This is a genomic window from Enterobacter cloacae complex sp. 370H10, from assembly GCF_050031535.1.
Classification (GTDB): Bacteria; Pseudomonadota; Gammaproteobacteria; order Enterobacterales; family Enterobacteriaceae; genus Enterobacter; species Enterobacter intestinihominis.
Window position 1 is genome coordinate 4,076,366 of record NZ_JBLGWG010000001.1, and the last position, 17,484, is coordinate 4,093,849.

Below are 17,484 nucleotides of genomic sequence, written 5' to 3' on the forward strand. Positions count from 1 at the left end.
GACGTAAGATTTAGGCTAAGCAGGTAAAGTGATCCCCGCTCCCGGGGTGACAACTTTATACAAAAGGCCGAGCGGAAGATTGTCCTTAGGGAATATTTCTTTAACACAGCACGGGCACTTACTCACGCTGCCGGATTTAACCCCCTTAATCGCCAAACTGGGGTTCTGTCCTCATGCTGGCCTTCAGTTCTGGGCGGGGTTGCTATCACTTGCTCCCTAATGCGAGATGTACCTGCTGATACAGATTAACGTCATATTCCTGCGTGCCGGTCTGCCGACACCAGTGCACGGGCTTTTTTCGGTCATCACATTACCGGGCAGGAGATTTTATCAGGACGTGGTGTGACTGAGCAGCAGCTGGGGCACTGTCATCCGCTTGCAGATTTAACCCCCTTAATCGCCAAACTGGCGTTCAGTCCTGATAGTGTCCTTCCGTCCTGGGCAGGGTTGCTAACACTGGCTCCCTTAATACGAAATGCGCCTGCTGATAAAGATTAAAGTCACATCACTGCATACCGGTTTGCCGACTCCGGTGCATGGCCTTTTCCGATAATCACAAGGACGGACGGGTGATTATATCTGTGCATAGTATGTCTGAGCAGCATCAGAAGGCACTGTCAGCCACTGGCAGATTTAACCCCCTTAATCGCCAAACTGGCGTTCAGTCCTGATAGTGTCCTTCCGTCCTGGGCAGGGTTGCTAACACTTGCTCCCTTAATACGAAATGCGCCTGCTGATAAAGATTAAAGTCACATCACTGCATACCGGTCTGCCGACTCCGGTGCATGGCCTTTTCCGATAATCACAAGGACGGACGGGTGATTATATCTGTGCATAGTATGTCTGAGCAGCATCAGAAGGCACTGTCAGCCGCTGGCAGATTTAACCCCCTTAATCGCCAAACTGGGATCAGTCCTGATAGTGTCCTTCCGTCCTGGAGAGGGTTGCTAACACTTGTTCCCATGATACGAAATGCGCCAGCTGATACAGATTAACGTCTCATTGCCCATGCCGGTCTGCCGACACCGGTGCATGGCCTTTTCCGATATTCGCAAGCACAGATGCTTGATTTTTTCAGGGTGTAATATACCTGAGCAGCATCTGAAGGCACTTTCAGTCGCTGTCAGATTTAACACCCTTAATCGCCAATCTGGGATTTTATGATGTTAACCTCCAGTTCAAGACCCTTGCTCCCATGATGCGAACCTTGCCACCTGATAAAGATTTACGCCTCATTCCTGTATGCAGGTCTTACGACTCTAGTGCACGGACAATTTTCGGTCATAACAAGACCTGGCGGAAGATTTAATCAGGCGTGGTGTGACTGAGCAGAAGCTGGGGCAATGTCAGCCGCTGGCAGAAAAAACCCTTATTCGCCATCTCAAACCGTCATTATGGGTAGTCCTTTTAACTTTCTCAGGACCATTAAGCTTAAACTCCGTTTAGAGAATGACGTAAGATTTAGGCTAAGCAGGTTAAGTGATCCCTCTCCCGGGTTGAACACTATATTCATCGTACGAGCGGAAGATTGTCCTTCGGGAAATATTTCTTAAACACCGCTCGGGATCTTATTGCCACTGGCGGATTTAACCCCCTTAATCGCCATACTGGGGTTCTGTCCTGATGCTGGCCTTCAGTTCTGGGCTTGGGTTGCTATCGCTTGCTCCCATAATGCGAAATGTGCCTCCTGATACAGATTAACGTCATATTCCTGCGTGCCGGTCTGCCGACACCAGTGCACGGGCTTTTTTCGGTCATCACATTTCCGGGCAGGAGATTCTATCAGGGCGTGGTGTGACTGAGCAGCAACTGGGGCACTGTCAGCAGCTTGCAGATTTAACACCCTTAATCGCCAAACTGGGATTCTGTTCTGATGTTGACCTTCCGTTCTGGGCGGGCTTTGGTTTACTAACACTTACTTCCATAATACGAAATGTGCTTGATGATGCAGATTAAATTCACATTACTGCATACCGGTCTGCCGACACCGGTGCATGGGCGATTTCCGACGATCTCAAGAACATATGGGAGATTATATCAGGGAGAGTAGTATGCCTGAGCAGCATCTGAAGGCACTGTCAGCCGCTGTGAGATTTAACCCCCTTAATCGCCAAACTGGGGTTCTGTCCTCATGCTGGCCTTCAGTTCCGGGCTGGGTTGCTATCACTTGCTCACATAATGCGAAATGTACCTGCTGATACAGATTAACGTCATATTCCTATATGCCGGTCTGCCGACATCAGTGCTTGGGCTATTTTCGGTCAAAACAAGACCTGGCGAGAGATTTAATCAAGCGTGGTGTGACTGAGCAGCAGCTGGGGGCACTGTCATCCGCTTGCAAATTTAACCCCCTTAATCGCCAAACTTGGGTTCAGTCCTGATGTTGGCATTCCGTTCTGGGCGGCGTTGCTATCACTTGCTCCCATTATGCGAAAAGTGCCTGCTGATACAGATTAACGTCATATTCATGCATGCCGGTCTGCCGACACCAGTGCACGGGTTTTTTTCGGTCATTACAATACCGGGCAGGGGATTAAATCAGGGCGTGGTGTGACTGAGCAGCAGCTGGGACACTGTCAGCCGCTGGCAGATTTAACCCCCTTAATCTCCACACTGGGGTTGCCTCCTTAAGTTGGGTTTCATTTCGGGGTGAGGTTGCTAACTCTGCTCCCATAATTCGTAGTGTGCCTCCTCAAGAGATTAACACCTCATATCTTTAGACTGGACTGACGACAACGGTTCACAGTTAGGAAACGTATATCAGCACACCGGTGAGATAGATTTTAGGGTCTAAGCAAGAAATAGGGTAGGCGTGAAGATTCATTAATGGAGCTCTTAACTTCAAAGCGTAGAGAAGGAGACAAGAATCGTGGTTTAAACAGGTTGTGCATTAGGTATGGACTAGAGAGTCTGAGCTCACATCTGCAAGTTAAGCTCACAAAAAATCATAAAAAAGTAAACAAACATTAGCTTAAGATTGAAACTAAGGATAGAATTGTACGCATAACAAGGAAATGGACGCATTATACGTAAAGTTTACATATATGCGTAAAAGTCGGTTTTCAGTGCAAAAAGGTCATAACCATGAATTTACTTGAAAAGATCGCCCTCGTTGGTCAGCGCATGAAAAGCGAGCAGATTTCTCTAAAGGAATCTCTGATGGCTTCATCAAGAGTATCTGTTTCTGATGATAGTGTTGATGGTGTTGATAGACTGATCTATAACCACTGTTTGAATAAAAAAAATCTCTCTGATTTTTTTGGGAAGTCACGAGTAACGTTCAATAAAATACTTTCGGACTTAGAAGAAAAAGAACTTGTTGGTGCACCTATTTATCAAAACAAAAATCATCTTTACACCCGCTGGGATGTTCAAAAAATAATGGATGCCCTGGGTTATCCCAAGTACCGCGATCATTACTTTAGCAGAGCTATTGTTACTCAGAATCATAAAGGCGGTACAGGGAAAAGCACTACATCTGTAGCTTTAGCAGTAGCAGCTGCTTTAGATCTACAACTCAATGCACGTGTATTAATGATCGAATGGGACCCACAAGGTTCGATTGGAAGCAGCATGATTCAAAGTGTCTCAGAAGATGATGTCTTCCTTACAGCAATTGATGCAATCCTTGGAATTTATGAAGAAAATTCTGAGTATAAAAAATATTTAGATTCAGGATTCTCTGAAGAAGAAATCATCACTAATATGCCTTTTTCAACGCATCTGCCAAACTTGGACGTAATAACGGCTTTTCCGACAGATGCTCGTTTTAAAGATAAATACTGGCAATGTTCTAGAGAAGAACGTACGTCTTTGTTACTACGTTTCAAGGAAGTTATCTTACCGGTACTGAAGCAGAACTATGATTTGATTATTATAGACACTCCACCTGAAGATTCACCTTTGATCTGGGCTGCTGACGAAGCGGCCGATGGGATTCTTGTCGCAGTGTCACCACGTGAATATGATTACGCCTCTACTACAGACTTCATGCTTACAATAAGTGAAAGGTTTAAACAATCACCAAGTAAGGGCGACAATTTAAAATGGTTCAAAGTTCTTGCTGTCAATGTAGATGACAAAAGTCCATATGAAAGAATAGTTTTGGATAAATTAATCAGAACTGTTCAGGACCTTTTGATGTCCGCTAACATAAAAAATTCTGAAGCATTTAAGGCAGCTGCTTCCAAAGGGCGTACAGTGCTTGATATCAAAAAATCAGAGGAACTTTGTTCCGCAAAGCAGCTTGATGTCGCAGAAGAATCTGTATTACAGGTATATCAGCAATTTATAAATGAAATAAAAAGTTTTTCAGCTAAGCAAGGAGTTAACGCATGAGCGATGAGCAACATATCGGGAATGATAAATCTCGATATTTAAACGCACCAAAGCGGACAGAAGTCGGTCACCGTTCAGGTCTTGCGGGTTTGAAAACAGCACCTCGCATAAAAAAGTTATTCACTCTTCATAAGGGCCGGAGACTTGAAGCGGAACATGTGATTGTTCCAGCCCAGAGAGTGGAGAAGGAGACCTTAGTCCATCCAGCGAACCCACGAAATCAAGAAGCCCTTACAGATTATTCTGTTAGAGATATTCTTAAGCAGATTGAAGAAAGAGGGGTCGATACCGAAGGGATCGCTGTAAAAAGAGATGGGGTTTATTTATTAATAGAAGGAAGTCGCAGACGTTTCTGCTGTATAAAGGCAGAAAAGGATCTCCCCCTGTGGGTTCTTCCGGATGAACTAACCGAAGATGATATAAATTCAATTATATCCGCAGCACAAACATCTCGAAAATTTTCATATAGAGAAGTTGGGTTTCAATTTATCAAAAAAATGGAAGAAAAAGGATTTTCTACTAATGAAGAACTCGCAGCATATCTTGGGATTAGTCATGTATCGGTAGCCAAAAGAATCCAGGCGGCCCGTATTGACGAAACATTGATCTCTTTATTCCCGGATTATGAAGGAATCCCGAACTCCTATTATAGTCGCTTGTCTCGTTTACAGAAATATGTGCAAAAAAATCTATTTCCTTTAGATGAAGTAATAGATAATGTTAAAGAGGAAACAAAAGATTTAGACATTGGAGATCTCCAGGTTGCTCAAAAAGTTGTAATGGAAAAAATCACACAATCTGTGGAAAGTGTTTGTGAAAAAACTTATTCCACAAAATGGGAAACAAGTGATCTTATTACTTTTGATAACAAAGATAAGTATGCAAGAATCAGTAAAAACAATACTGGTAGAAAAATTCGCTTTGAATTCAATAGGATAAATGCGGGTTTTATTAAGGAACTAGAGGAGTTCATAAAAGAAAAATTAAAAGTACCAGAATAAATATTGAACTGCATCTTTATGATGCAGTTCATATGATTTATATTTTTAATTTCTTGTTATATTAATATGGGGTGTGCGCAGGTTCTGACATATAAGGTCTTAGTTCTATATGAACAGAAGCGCCATTCCCATCATTTACTACGTTTAAAGGTGCTTTTCCCGGCAATGACATAGTTGCAACGTCAGGTCCAGAAACAGCAAAATTATTTTCTGCTGAAGGCATTACTGTAAAAATCTTTATAGCAACATTTTCATGTCTAAATAATGAAATCCCAAAAGTAGAACCAGCTTCGGTATTGCTCACGTCCACAACCACAGGGGTTTTTCCTAGATATTCATTAGTTAGTATGTTTTTTACTAATGCCCCTTCCGGGACAGTATAGATACGGTATGGATATGCTAAAGCCGTGTGACAAAAACATATTAAAATAACAATTAATGTTTGTTTCATAGATTATCCTCATTCAAAAATAAAAGATATAACTCTTGAAAATCGTGGTTAGTAATTAGGTCCGCTTTTCCGGGAAAATCGTAACTAACAGAAAATAAAAGCGAAAGCGAATCTTTTCCTTTTGCTTTGGGAGAGATTCTGCTAAAAGCACGGTTAATAAACATAAGTTGATCTTCATTGTTGAAGCAAAGTCCAAGCATTCCAACCGTAGGAACTACGAATGTGCTTACGCTGCCTGGGGGCAAAAGTTGCTTACTACGGGCATTGTAAGCACAACGACTACCACCTAGCGTTAGGCCTGAAAGCTCAATAAAACTTCTGGTTCCATTCTTGGCGACAAGCCAAACATCAGTTCCTGAACTTTCGACACGTAAAGTAACTTTTCCGTCAGTAAAGGCCTCACTTTTATTGTATAGAATAGGGTCAAAACCAACTGTCGGGAGTTCTTCGATTTTACTTTCTACTGACTGACAACCAGTCAGTAATGCAAACAATAAAAGTGTGATAACTTTAATCATCCCGCTTCCTTAGATTGTTTTTGGCGCTCGTTATAAAAGATAATGATTCACCGGGGTAGAGAATTGTTTCTTTCGTCCAATAACCATAACCACCGAGGATATTTTTTCTTTTCTCAATATAAACGGGTTCAGAAAATACTAAATGTTGATATTTAGGAAGAGATAAGATTTCATATTTTCCTTGTCCAACTAAGAGGTAATTCTTCTCTTTAGGATTGATGGTTACTGGATTACCAACACTTTGAGGTATGTTAAGTTTTTTTATATTTAGGTCAGAATAGTCAGGAACGGACACTTGATCATTAGACGTATTTCCGGGAAGAGTAAACCCTTTACCCTGATCCGGTCCAAAGATGGCAATTATATCTTTGTTGTTTCTTGTGATCGAAACGATAGCCTGAAGGGGCGTATTAGCAAGGTCATTTATAAACGATATAGTTAGACTTGATTTTGGCTCGACCCAAACAATGCTTTTTCCGGATGTGCCTTCGCTTAATGCAATTTTTTCATTTAGTAAGATTTTATTTTTGGCAATGATATTATACTCAAGTTTTGGTATCACAATAAAAAGTGATTCTTTATTTGAAACATTCATGATTTCTAAGAAATTGGTTTTGGTCATGCTGGTCTTTAGAACAGGCCTATATTTACCATTTATAAACCACCTTCCGTTTATAAGCTCCGCTTTAGCAGATATAAGTGAATCACTTTTCTGTGCGGCAGAAGAAAAAGCATCTTTTCTATGCTCTTTCTCTTGATGTGGTGCAGCTGCTGCGTGAAGATGCAAAAGTAATGTTGAAATTGAGATAATCTTCCAATTTATCTTCATCTTGTTACCTCAATGTTGTTTTCAATCGAATCGAGTTCTAAAGGATAGGTTTTAAGTGAATAAAACTTGTTTGTTGTTTGTATTAGCTGATGACACAATAAAACTGGATTGTTCTTCATGATTATTTCTACTAATGTAAGTGCTGGTGAGTCAGTTTGCGGTATACCCGGAGCAACTATTACCTGGTCTTCTAATTTTGACATATAGAGTGATCCAGTATTTATATGCAAACAATTACCGATCAGTACTGGAAGATTGTTTTGAGTACGACCATGGGCTTTTCGAATGCTGTTTACAGGATTCCTACCTAGGACCATAAGGTTGACGTCATTTATCATCATTGGTATTACGGCATGGTCCATACCGAATAGAAACTGGCTCTGAAAAATATTCACATTGGCATAGTTGAATGCTTGAAGCGCATTATAAGTATCAGTGAATGATGTGCGGATAGGGGCGTAATCAGAAGGGCAAACCCCAATTTTTATATCGCCTTTTAGTAAAATCTGCATCATCGTACCAAGCTGGGTATTAAGAAGTTTTTTTACCTCTTCCTCTAAATAGTAACGATTCACAGCTTTATGCCACTTTCCGCCCATTACACACCATCTCTCATTGAGGTATGTGCTGGGGTAAAATGTTCTCCGGTCTTTGTTTAATGGTAACAATTTTTTTAACATTTCTTCTCCGGCTCCGGCAGCTGAGAAATGCCTCACAAAACGTCCATCGAAAAAGCCACTGTTTATCGCCTTCATCAATTCTATGGGTTCCGGCCCATAGTCAAACAAATTTCCAGTAGAGAAAATTACTATCTCTTCTTCTGGCTTTGTAACTGATTGGATCAAGTTGCACAGCGCAGAGTAATGTCCATGAGGATCTGCCAGAAAGAAAATCCTTCCGGAGAAGTTTGTAAGGTCTATAGTTTGGACGTGCTCAGCTGCCATAAATTCCTCTACGTATGTTTACATCGATGATACGGTATTTCGAACTATGATTTTTTTACAAAAAGGCGTCATTTTGGATTCTAAGCCTAAGGACCTTTGTTACTTACAGGTAAAGGCCCCAGTCCTGGCTCTCAAACAGTTCATACTTAGGATGCAAAGTAACTTTCTGATTATAATTGGCTCCTTTATAAACATGGTTAATACATGAATACAGGAAATTTAACGGTAAGGTATTTAAAATGGAAGGATGCTGAAATAACATAGACTTACGTATTTTTTTAATAGTGTTAATGTTGATAATAGGTCACCATTAATGTATAAAGTTAATATCTAATATGGTCCTATTAATAAAAGAGAGTTTTTATGGCTGAACTATTAAAATCTGAAAGTCCTGTTTCACCATCAGTGCAGGATATCACTGAAGCTTTAAAAATCGTTGTCGATGATGGAAGTAAAGCTGCAAAACTGGTTTGTCTTAATGAAAGAAACGAATTAGTTCCCTTGCTTACACAAAATAGTTTTGTTCCAGATTTCCGTGTTCGCCATGAGGGTCTCAATCCTTTTAACTATCTTATTGATGGGCTGGAAAGGTTTTCGCATCACAGCGAATCTAGTAACTCACTGGAATCGACTGATGTATCTCACCAATACGATGAAATTAGCCGGTTAAATGTTCACCATGCACTTCATGCTTCTGGTTTAGTTCCTCAGGATGTTCACCTCTTTGTTACTTTACCACTTAGCCAGTTCTATACTGCTTTAGGGGAAACGAATATTGAAAATATTCAGAGAAAAAAAGATAATCTGATGAAACCAGTAGAGCGTTATCTTGACGGTAAACGCTATTCTTTTAACGTTTTGTCTGTGACTGTTTTCCCTGAATCTTTACCAGCTGTGACCCGGGCAGATGAAATTGAGGATATTGCTTCATTTGAATCAAGTTTGGTAATTGATCTTGGTGGTACTACTCTTGATGTTGCAAGTATTACTGGGCAATTAGAACAGATTTCGAAAGTAAAAGGTTTTGACCGTATTGGTTGTTCTATTGTTTACGATGAGATCAGCAGGTATCTTGAATCTGAGAAACTGAATACGAGTAATGCTTACATTCATCATCTTGTTGATAATCGTCATGATAAATCAGCTTTGAAGGTTGCAGAGGACAAGCGTGACGGTGTTTTTGATGCGGTAAACTCTGCGGTACAGAAGTTGCAAAGTAAAGTAATCAGAGCGGTTACACAAGTCGAAGAGAGGCCTCATAATGTTTTCCTTGTTGGGGGAGGTTCATATCTCATCGAAACAGCTATTCGTAAACATTTTGAAACGGCTAAAGTTATCATGGTAGACAATCCGCAGTTCGCATTATCTTTGGCAATTGCTGATACTATTTATTCAGAATAATGAGCTAGAACATGGCTAAATACCCTATCTCAAATAAGGCAGATAACGACCGGATTCAGATCCGGTCTTTCTGGATATCCGAAAGAAAAGCACCCTATGTTTATAGTTTCTTGAAAAAAACAGAACTTTGTCATAGGGGTGACCAACTGGATTTAATTAGGTCGGCTATTAGTACCGGGTTGGTATTAAATAATTTATTTCCTGACTTGGCAAATTTTATAAATGGTTTAAACGAAAGATTAACACTTGCAGATCTTAATAGGTTTCTGAATGATGGAAATACTATAGATACTGAACCTAAGCCTCCTATTAATGTATTGCTAGAGAATGTCTTAGATCAAAAGTTTATGGAGTATTTAACACCTCTACAATTAGATAATTCAAAGCAGGATTCTGTTTCTGTAAAAGAAACCTTCCTTGTACAAAAGGAACATGCCTGCTTTGGTGTGAAGATTGAAAATGAGGGAAGCGATACCTCTATACCATCTGAAAGCCCACTTTCTTCAGGTGCATGGCTTTGTTGAATAAATCGAACTTTTGCTGAGTTGAAGGATCAGATCACGCATCTTCCCGACAACGCAGACCGTTCCGTGGCAAAGCAAAAGTTCAAAATCACCAACTGGCCCACCTACAATAAAGCCCTCATCAACCGTGGCTCCATAACTTTCTGGCTGGATGATGAAGCTATTCAGGCCTGGTATGAGTCAGCAACACCTTCTTCACGAGGCAGACCTCAGCGCTATTCTGACCTTGCCATCACGACTGTGCTGGTCATTAAACGCGTATTCAGGCTGACCCTGCGCGCTGCGCAGGGCTTTATTGATTCCATTTTTTCTCTGATGAACGTTCCGCTACGCTGCCCGGATTACAGCTGTGTCAGCAGGCGGGCAAAGTCGGTTAATGTCAGTTTCAAAACGTCCACCCGGGGTGAAATCGCACACCTGGTAATTGATTCCACCGGGCTGAAGGTCTTCGGTGAAGGCGAGTGGAAAGTCAAAAAGCATGGCCAGGAACGCCGCCGTATCTGGCGTAAGCTGCATCTCGCCGTTGACAGTAAAACACATGAAATCATCTGCGCTGACCTGTCGCTGAACAATGTTACGGACTCAGAGGCCTTCCCCGGGTTAATCCGGCAAACCCACCGGAAAATCAGGTCAGCCGCCGCCGATGGCGCTTACGATACCCGGCTATGTCACGATGAACTGCGGCGTAAGAAAATCAGCGCGCTTATCCCTCCCCGAAAAGGTGCGGGTTACTGGCCCGGTGAATATGCAGACCGTAACCGTGCAGTGGCTAATCAGCGAATGACCGGGAGTAATGCGCGGTGGAAATGGACAACAGATTACAACCGTCGCTCGATAGCGGAAACGGCGATGTACCGGGTAAAACAGCTGTTCGGGGGTTCACTGACGCTGCGTGACTACGATGGTCAGGTTGCGGAGGCTATGGCCCTGGTACGAGCGCTGAACAAAATGACGAAAGCAGGTATGCCTGAAAGCGTGCGTATTGCCTGAAAACACAACCCGCTACGGGGGAGACTTACCCGAAATCTGATTTATTCAACAAAGCCCAGGTGCATCCAAAATTTCAAAAGAAAAGTCCATTTCCTCTGTGGTGCCAGTGCTAGAAAAAGTATCGGATGAAAATCAAACCGCCTCCATAAGCATAAAATCTAAAGCTAAGGCAAACAAGCGACTAGCGACTTTGGCAAGATAGGTGAGAGACAGTACAATCGACTTCTGAGTTCAACTTGTCTTACCAGGAAAGCCAGCATACTTGCTGGCCTTTTTTTTGTTATAATAAACTCAGGCTTCAGCTGAATCTGTAAAATTACTGTTAATGAAACGGTATTTTAGGTTAATTTGGATGCTGTTACAGGAAGTGCGGATTTTTCCTAAATTTGTAAAAAACCTAAGAATTATCTTAATAAATCTGGTACTTAATTATTATTTTACGTAAAAAGTCTTTGTGGTTTAATGGTTATGTAAGGATTTTTTGATACCCTTATACCCGATGGACCTAAGGTCACTGACAACGATGTTCATGTAGAATCTTCGTTTCTGTAATCCCTTTTGTCCTTGTCCCAAATGATTGATTATTATAATAAAGGCTGATCGAATGCTATCTCGCAACTCACTAATACATGGTTTACGCCGAGACCAGTTAATCGGAGTTCTGACTATTTCAGAGTTTCCGGTAGTTATGGTAGAAAGCCACTTCATTCAGTCTGAGGTTATGGGAATAAAACCCGTAATTTTTAATATTGATGAGCTTCTTGTTTCTATATCCCCAATTTCCTCTCTTAAGTTCGATTGGGAGTGGGCCCCAGTTGATACAATACTCATTGAAGTTATCATTCCACCTGTAGAGTCAGACCTTGTAAGTGCAGAAAATGACTTCCTCCGTGATTCTGGTATTGGCCATATCCAGTGCGAGCCTGGCGGAGCATCAATACGACGTACAGTTACCTTCGTTGGTGGAATAACCGCTGATAACTTACTGTATCAGTTGAGGCTTATGTGCGTAAGCGCGTTAAAACTTTTAGGAGAGGAACTGGGGGATGAAGTCTAAGATTAGATATGTTTTATCTGGTTTTGTTGTGTTATGTGCATTTGCTGGAGTTTATAAAATCCTAAACAATGTTCCGGTTAAACCTGACCTTTTGGACTTCACTGGAAACACATTTAAAAAGACATCACTCTTCCTGCCATGTGATAAAAGCTCGCCTTCTTTAAACATTAAAATTGCTGATAACGAGAAAATCGTGATCAACGGCATCGCTTCAAAAGTAACTTTTGTTGAAAAGGCTGACCCCGTCAAAAGCCCTGGTTTTTGTGATGATCTTGATCTAAACAATTCTCGCCTTGTACATACGGCATCTTACAGCCTGGTGATTTCTGAAACCAAAACAGGATTTACACTATCAAATTTCAAGCATCTTGCCGATGATGAATCATTAGGCGGTATGTGGTTTTATCAAAAGTGACTTTTTATATGGCAACTTCAGACTTCGCTCTTAAAAACCATAATGTTAAAGCATTTGGTCAGGATGCAGCCCTTGTCATTGAGATGAACAATGAAGATGTTAGCTCATCAAAACCTTCACCTTTTTCAAATGAGATTGATAATTATTATCTTACATTGCACGTCGCTCCAAGGAACGCAAAAAAAGATTATGACTGGGGCTCAAACCGTTCTGTACTTCTAAAATTGTCGACGAATGAAGTTATGCAGATGGCATCTGTATTTCTTAGAATCATGCATACTTTAAAGATTGATAAGAGGAAAACCTCACATCATGGCCACGTCGTATACAAAAATATAAGCGTTACCCCAAACGAGAGGGGCGGTTTGTTGTTATCCGCAGGGATAGTTCCAGTCGATAAAGATGGCTTAAAACCCTTCATGCACATGGTCCCCGTCTCACAAATGGATTGCGTTAAAATTGGCCTCTACATACTTGGATATCTTGCTCAAAAAACGCCCTGGGTAAGCTCCGAGTCTATAATTACCGCGCTTCGCTTATCTGAAGCCAAGAATTCAAAATAGCGCATTAACATACGGAATATACGGAAAAATACAGGTTTTTTTAAATGTTATACGAACGGATATTTCTGTTTTTCATCGTAAAGTGAGTTTAATTTTGCTCAGAAAAACAGGTATTCGTCATGAGAAAATCAGGTTTAGGTTTAGCCCTGTTGTTTTCTTTAATTGCTCCGATTAAAGCGGTCTATGCTGAAGCGATTATGATTTCAGGAAAGCTACAGGCTGATTTGCCAGCCGTATCCTTTGACCCGGGGCCGGGCGACTTTGTTGCATACGTTAATTCTAACACTATCACTGCCTCAGGTGCAGGCACAGCCTGTAATGTAACGGTTGATGATCGAGCGACTTCCTCTGTTGATAACCTCGTTTGTTTTTTTGAGTGGTTACCCAATACCTTGGGATTAACTTCTAACGGCTTCACTCTTTCAGGCGTTCCCAACACCACCGGTGATTTAAAACTACCTTACAAGATTTCTTACTTCTCTGGTTCTGAACGGAAAAAAGTTGAAATAGTAAAAGGTGAATATTCAATCAAAAGTGTGGCACCGGTAAAACCAACTATCACCGGTCTTAAATCATCCCTGAACGGATTAGTCTATGACGGCTTTTCTTTCAAATCGTATTTAAAGGATGAAGCGATCAAAGATATCGCTGTTTCTGTTGAACCCCGCAATTATATTCAATACATCTCAATAGGTTCAGGCTCCGCCTGTGAAGTACCTATTGGCGGAACTTCCTGTACCATTGAAGTTGGAAGCATTAAGGCCAGTGATACAGATGAACTTTTGGGTTCACGTGATATCACAATTACAGCAAACTCTAAGAATAATTATTTCGCACCTCCTGAATCCAAAAAGCTTGTTGTTAACTGGGATTATCGGCCTCCTGTAGTAGACCATACACTTTGGAATTTTACCGATGAGGCTAAAACAATCAAAGTAGGTGGCCAGGACATCTATACCGGAGCCAAAACCGTTGCTGTGGCCGTTAAGGTACCCCAGCAAGAAACAGAAGGTGAATGGTGGCTCCCAACAGCTATGTCGCTCACTATGACTCCGGATGGCGTGTTTAAGCCGACGACTAAAGTGACTTTAGATGATGGCACTGAGATTGATTTCAAACAGTCCTGGGCAACCCCTTTACGTAGAACTTTACAGCCGGTAAGTGGACCTCAAAAAGTCGGTGATGAGTACCTCTATATCTTTGACTTAACGGATCTTATAAACGGGTCCTACGCAGCGACTTTTACAGTAGAAAATACGAGCAAAAACTCTTCTACGTACACTGAGCCTGAAAGCAAACTGATGCTGTCTGATAACCCAACGCTTATGGTTCTCAAAGATGGGCAGGTATTAACTAAACGAGCACCCGTATACTTCCTGAACGAGATTATCGTTGCAGCTTTCCAGGGGCAGGCTGGGGTTGCTGACATAAAATCAGTAACAATAGACAACAAAGTAGTTTCGTTAACACCTACAAATTATAAAGGTATTTACTACCTGCCGGTTGGAGACGATTTAGCAGTTAATTCGGATCACGAGATTACTGTGGTGGCTGAAAACCTTTATGGAAAAAACGTAAATTTCAGTACCGTGTTCACTTATCAACCTACTGGATTCACTCTTAAGAATCTGGAAAAAAACGTAACTCTTTACTCGCGCGTACGTCAGTATACGGACCTGCTTAGTCAAACAGCTGGTGATAAATGCACTCTGTTTACCACAGAGGAAAATGCGAATGCTTACCTCGCCTGGTATGGGGAAAAATCAGATGTTACAGCATGCTACCCTCAGTGGAACAATGTCCCTGATGGGTTGGAGTTCTATTTTAAAGGACGTACCCCGGGTCTAACTGGATTCTTTAATAAAACAGGTGAGAATCTGCTCGACTATCAAGTCTATATGATTAACGGGAAGGGCTCTAAAGCGGTTTCCGCAAGGAATCGCCGTACTCTGACCACACAATTACCATACAACCCGATCATCTCTTACAAAAAGAATAAAGTCATAGCAGGCATCAATCCGAACACTGCTCTGGCTTATACGACCGGGGGGGAGGCCGCTCGAATATTAGCGAAGGTGGTACCAGCTGACGTTACGATGATCGTCTCTCAAAACGGCTCTGAGGCTGTCAAAACGTCATTTAAAAATCGTTCCTCAAACAACGATGCAACGACCTTTGTACAAAGGGTCAAGGTTGCTGCTGCACCATTGTGGACAAAGAACGTCTTTGACATAGCTGTAGAATACTCAAAGGATCCAGAATTAAGAACTACAGACACCCTCAACGTATATACGGTGCCTGATTTCAATATTCGAGCATCGATGGAAGTGGATGACAAAAAAACAGCCACATCTCTTGAAGTGCCCTTAAAGGTAACAGTGGGGCGTTATAACAACTCCACACGTAAAAGTGCATTTGACCGTAAAACAATGGGAGAATGGGACGTCACGATATACTCTCAAAAAAGTGTATACGGCAAAGATCCAGAAACAGGCCGTTATAAAACTACATACGAAAGAACTGCGCTGACTGAAGCATTGCCGGTCAATGATGCGGGCATTGTCGAAACCAAGATTAAAATTGAAAATATGGATCTGGGTAATATGCGTCTGGTTGGTGTGGCTAAGGTCAGATCGCCATTCTCTGATTTTGAAATGAAACGTGAGACCAGTGCTGTAGGCATTCGAATCTATAAAGGTGAGGAACTGGAGGGTAACCTGTCGAAAAGCCTTATTATCGGAAGGATCCCACTTAGTACTCTGGTAAGCTTCAAATCTGCCAGTACGGCTAACTCTGATGCACTCGCCCCCACCGAATGGCAGCAGTCCTCTGATAATGGTCAAACCTGGACCATGCTTTCCGACATGACCGGAAAGAGAAGTGTAAGTATCAAAAAGACAGAAGTAGGAAAGTGGCTTTATAGGGCAAAAATGACTAATAAATTCACATCCAAGATTTCCTACACAGATGCCTTAACGGTAGTTACCTACAAGCAGCCTAAGCTCAGTATAGATGTTACAGACATTCTTCAGGGCTCAGATATACCTGTAACCCTGCTTGATAACGATGAACCTATACCAGCAGGCACCGCTGAGGTTCTCTGGTCAGAGGATAAAGTCAACTGGGTGCAGGGAGATACAACTTACACTGTGGCTTCAGCTGATACCCTACCGTCTACGATTTATGCCCGGATGCGTTACCTTGATTCCGATGAACTGGCAGAGGAGTCTTCATGGAAGGAAACGTCTGCTCGGTTGGCAGCCGCAAAACCCAAGCGCCTTTCTGTCTCGGTAACGGGGGTTTCAAAGGTAGAGGTTGGTCAAAAAGTTACTTTGGAAGGTAAGTTCACGAACCCTAACAGTAAGTACCAGAATGGTAATAACGTAGTTGAAGAATGGAAAACACCGGATGGCCAGACATTTAAGGGCTCTTCACTGTCTGTTACCCTTACTGAGCAAATGTTGGATAAACAGGGATATGCTGCTTTTGAATACAGTGCATGGTTAGCGGACAATAAGGAGAATACGGTTTCTACCCGTAGAGTTTCTGTCAAATCGTGGGTTTATAAATTTCCCGAGATGAAAATAAGCTCCAAACTTAAATACGACATGGCACCGACCACCCTACGCGTTGCGTTGAGCGGTATTAAGGATGGAGACTATCCTGGTGTTACTTATTCCCGTGAATGGATCTACGACAAAGAGAATCTGGTAATCACTAAAGATGAAGGTGACACCAAAGAATTTACAATTGAAAATCCTGGCAAATATACATTGATGGTTGTTTTCAAAGATAACCGAAACAATGAACAGCGTATCGAAAATACCTTTGTTGTCGATGAACAAACGCCAATGAACGTTGAGATGACACCCAAGTTCTCTAACAAATATATGAGAGCTCCACTCGATGTAACCTTAAGGTCAAACATCAAGCTATCTCATTCGGCGGACTCGATAGATACGGTCACATACAAGGTGAACGGTGAAGTAATACCCAGCGGCAAAAATTATTGGGCTCAACTGATCTCGGGTTTAAAAGAAAAGAAATACGAGATTACAATTGATGTTGTTAGTAAACTTGGACAGAGAGGTTCAGCATCTGTTGAGTTTGATGTCGTTAAAAACGCAGTGCCTAATTGTACATTGAGCTACACGGAAACCAACCTAAGCTGGAGCTTTACCAATAAATGTGATGATACTGATGGAAAAATGGTTAGATATGAATGGTTCATCAACGGCGAATTAAGGAACGTTTTCGGTAGTACGGCTACACTTTCTAAAAACCTTAACCGTGGTAAGCAGGACATAAAAGTAATTGCTTATGATGATAGTGGAGACTTTGCAACACAGCACGTGACAGTTTTCGGACCGGCTGAAGAGGCAAGTAAGTCTGAAAACACTGTATCAATACCAAGCAGTGAGTAGTTAATTTTTAAATATAAAGCCGGGACATT

General features: G+C 41.7%; 14 protein-coding genes. 10 read left to right on the plus strand and 4 right to left on the minus strand.

Annotated elements, in window-relative coordinates; translation table 11 throughout:
• The first annotated feature begins 1,794 nt into the window (after positions 1-1,794).
• The 3 genes from ACQG2Q_RS20030 to ACQG2Q_RS20040 all read left to right on the plus strand — a co-directional run bounded on the left by ACQG2Q_RS20030 (position 1,795) and on the right by ACQG2Q_RS20040 (position 5,339).
• Entirely contained in the window at positions 1,795-1,956 is a 162-nt protein-coding gene (locus ACQG2Q_RS20030) for a hypothetical protein (RefSeq protein WP_001371949.1), read from the plus strand.
• A 1,128-nt stretch (positions 1,957-3,084) separates the two neighbouring features.
• Positions 3,085-4,338 carry a ParA family protein gene (locus ACQG2Q_RS20035; protein ID WP_001050364.1) on the plus strand — a complete coding sequence of 418 codons (1,254 nt, stop codon included), beginning with the start codon at positions 3,085-3,087 and terminating at the stop codon, positions 4,336-4,338.
• Positions 4,335-5,339, plus strand: coding sequence for a ParB family protein (locus ACQG2Q_RS20040; protein WP_031942295.1), 1,005 nt, complete (start codon positions 4,335-4,337; stop codon positions 5,337-5,339). The genes ACQG2Q_RS20035 and ACQG2Q_RS20040 overlap by 4 nt, the downstream gene beginning before the upstream one ends.
• A 61-nt stretch (positions 5,340-5,400) precedes the next feature.
• On the opposite strand, the gene ACQG2Q_RS20045 is transcribed toward ACQG2Q_RS20040, so the two are convergent.
• The 4 genes from ACQG2Q_RS20045 to ACQG2Q_RS20060 are packed head-to-tail and all read right to left on the minus strand — an operon-like array spanning position 5,401 to position 8,081.
• A complete protein-coding gene (locus ACQG2Q_RS20045; RefSeq protein ID WP_000815011.1) occupies positions 5,401-5,790 on the minus strand; it encodes a hypothetical protein in 390 nt (129 codons plus the stop codon).
• The gene (locus tag ACQG2Q_RS20050) at positions 5,787-6,308 is read right to left on the minus strand and encodes a hypothetical protein (protein WP_000598517.1); all 522 of its coding nucleotides are present in this window, start codon (positions 6,306-6,308) and stop codon (positions 5,787-5,789) included. The genes ACQG2Q_RS20045 and ACQG2Q_RS20050 overlap by 4 nt, the downstream gene beginning before the upstream one ends.
• Positions 6,301-7,137, minus strand: coding sequence for a hypothetical protein (locus tag ACQG2Q_RS20055; RefSeq protein WP_000700976.1), 837 nt, complete (start codon positions 7,135-7,137; stop codon positions 6,301-6,303). The genes ACQG2Q_RS20050 and ACQG2Q_RS20055 overlap by 8 nt, the downstream gene beginning before the upstream one ends.
• The gene (locus ACQG2Q_RS20060) at positions 7,134-8,081 is read right to left on the minus strand and encodes a metallophosphoesterase (RefSeq protein WP_000718595.1); all 948 of its coding nucleotides are present in this window, start codon (positions 8,079-8,081) and stop codon (positions 7,134-7,136) included. Before ACQG2Q_RS20060 ends, ACQG2Q_RS20055 begins: the two co-directional genes overlap by 4 nt.
• A gap of 363 nt (positions 8,082-8,444) precedes the next feature.
• On the opposite strand from ACQG2Q_RS20060, the gene parM reads away from it, so the two are divergent.
• The 7 genes from parM to rsp all read left to right on the plus strand — a co-directional run bounded on the left by parM (position 8,445) and on the right by rsp (position 17,455).
• Positions 8,445-9,482, plus strand: coding sequence for a plasmid segregation protein ParM domain-containing protein (gene parM, locus ACQG2Q_RS20065; RefSeq protein WP_000818954.1), 1,038 nt, complete (start codon positions 8,445-8,447; stop codon positions 9,480-9,482).
• An 11-nt stretch (positions 9,483-9,493) separates the two neighbouring features.
• A complete protein-coding gene (locus ACQG2Q_RS20070) occupies positions 9,494-10,006 on the plus strand; it encodes a hypothetical protein (RefSeq protein WP_031942296.1) in 513 nt (170 codons plus the stop codon).
• Between the two features lie 21 nt (positions 10,007-10,027).
• A complete protein-coding gene (locus ACQG2Q_RS20075; protein ID WP_031942297.1) occupies positions 10,028-10,996 on the plus strand; it encodes an IS5-like element IS903B family transposase in 969 nt (322 codons plus the stop codon).
• 604 nt (positions 10,997-11,600) lie between these two features.
• Positions 11,601-12,053, plus strand: coding sequence for a H transfer determinant A (gene hdtA, locus ACQG2Q_RS20080; protein WP_000952689.1), 453 nt, complete (start codon positions 11,601-11,603; stop codon positions 12,051-12,053).
• The gene (locus ACQG2Q_RS20085; protein WP_000836981.1) at positions 12,043-12,468 is read left to right on the plus strand and encodes a hypothetical protein; all 426 of its coding nucleotides are present in this window, start codon (positions 12,043-12,045) and stop codon (positions 12,466-12,468) included. Before hdtA ends, ACQG2Q_RS20085 begins: the two co-directional genes overlap by 11 nt.
• A gap of 8 nt (positions 12,469-12,476) precedes the next feature.
• Entirely contained in the window at positions 12,477-13,031 is a 555-nt protein-coding gene (locus ACQG2Q_RS20090) for a plasmid transfer protein (protein ID WP_000235773.1), read from the plus strand.
• A gap of 119 nt (positions 13,032-13,150) precedes the next feature.
• Complete coding sequence (rsp, locus tag ACQG2Q_RS20095) at positions 13,151-17,455, plus strand: IncHI-type conjugal transfer protein RSP (RefSeq protein ID WP_001232109.1); 4,305 nt, start codon at positions 13,151-13,153, stop codon at positions 17,453-17,455.
• Positions 17,456-17,484: the final 29 nt, after the last annotated feature.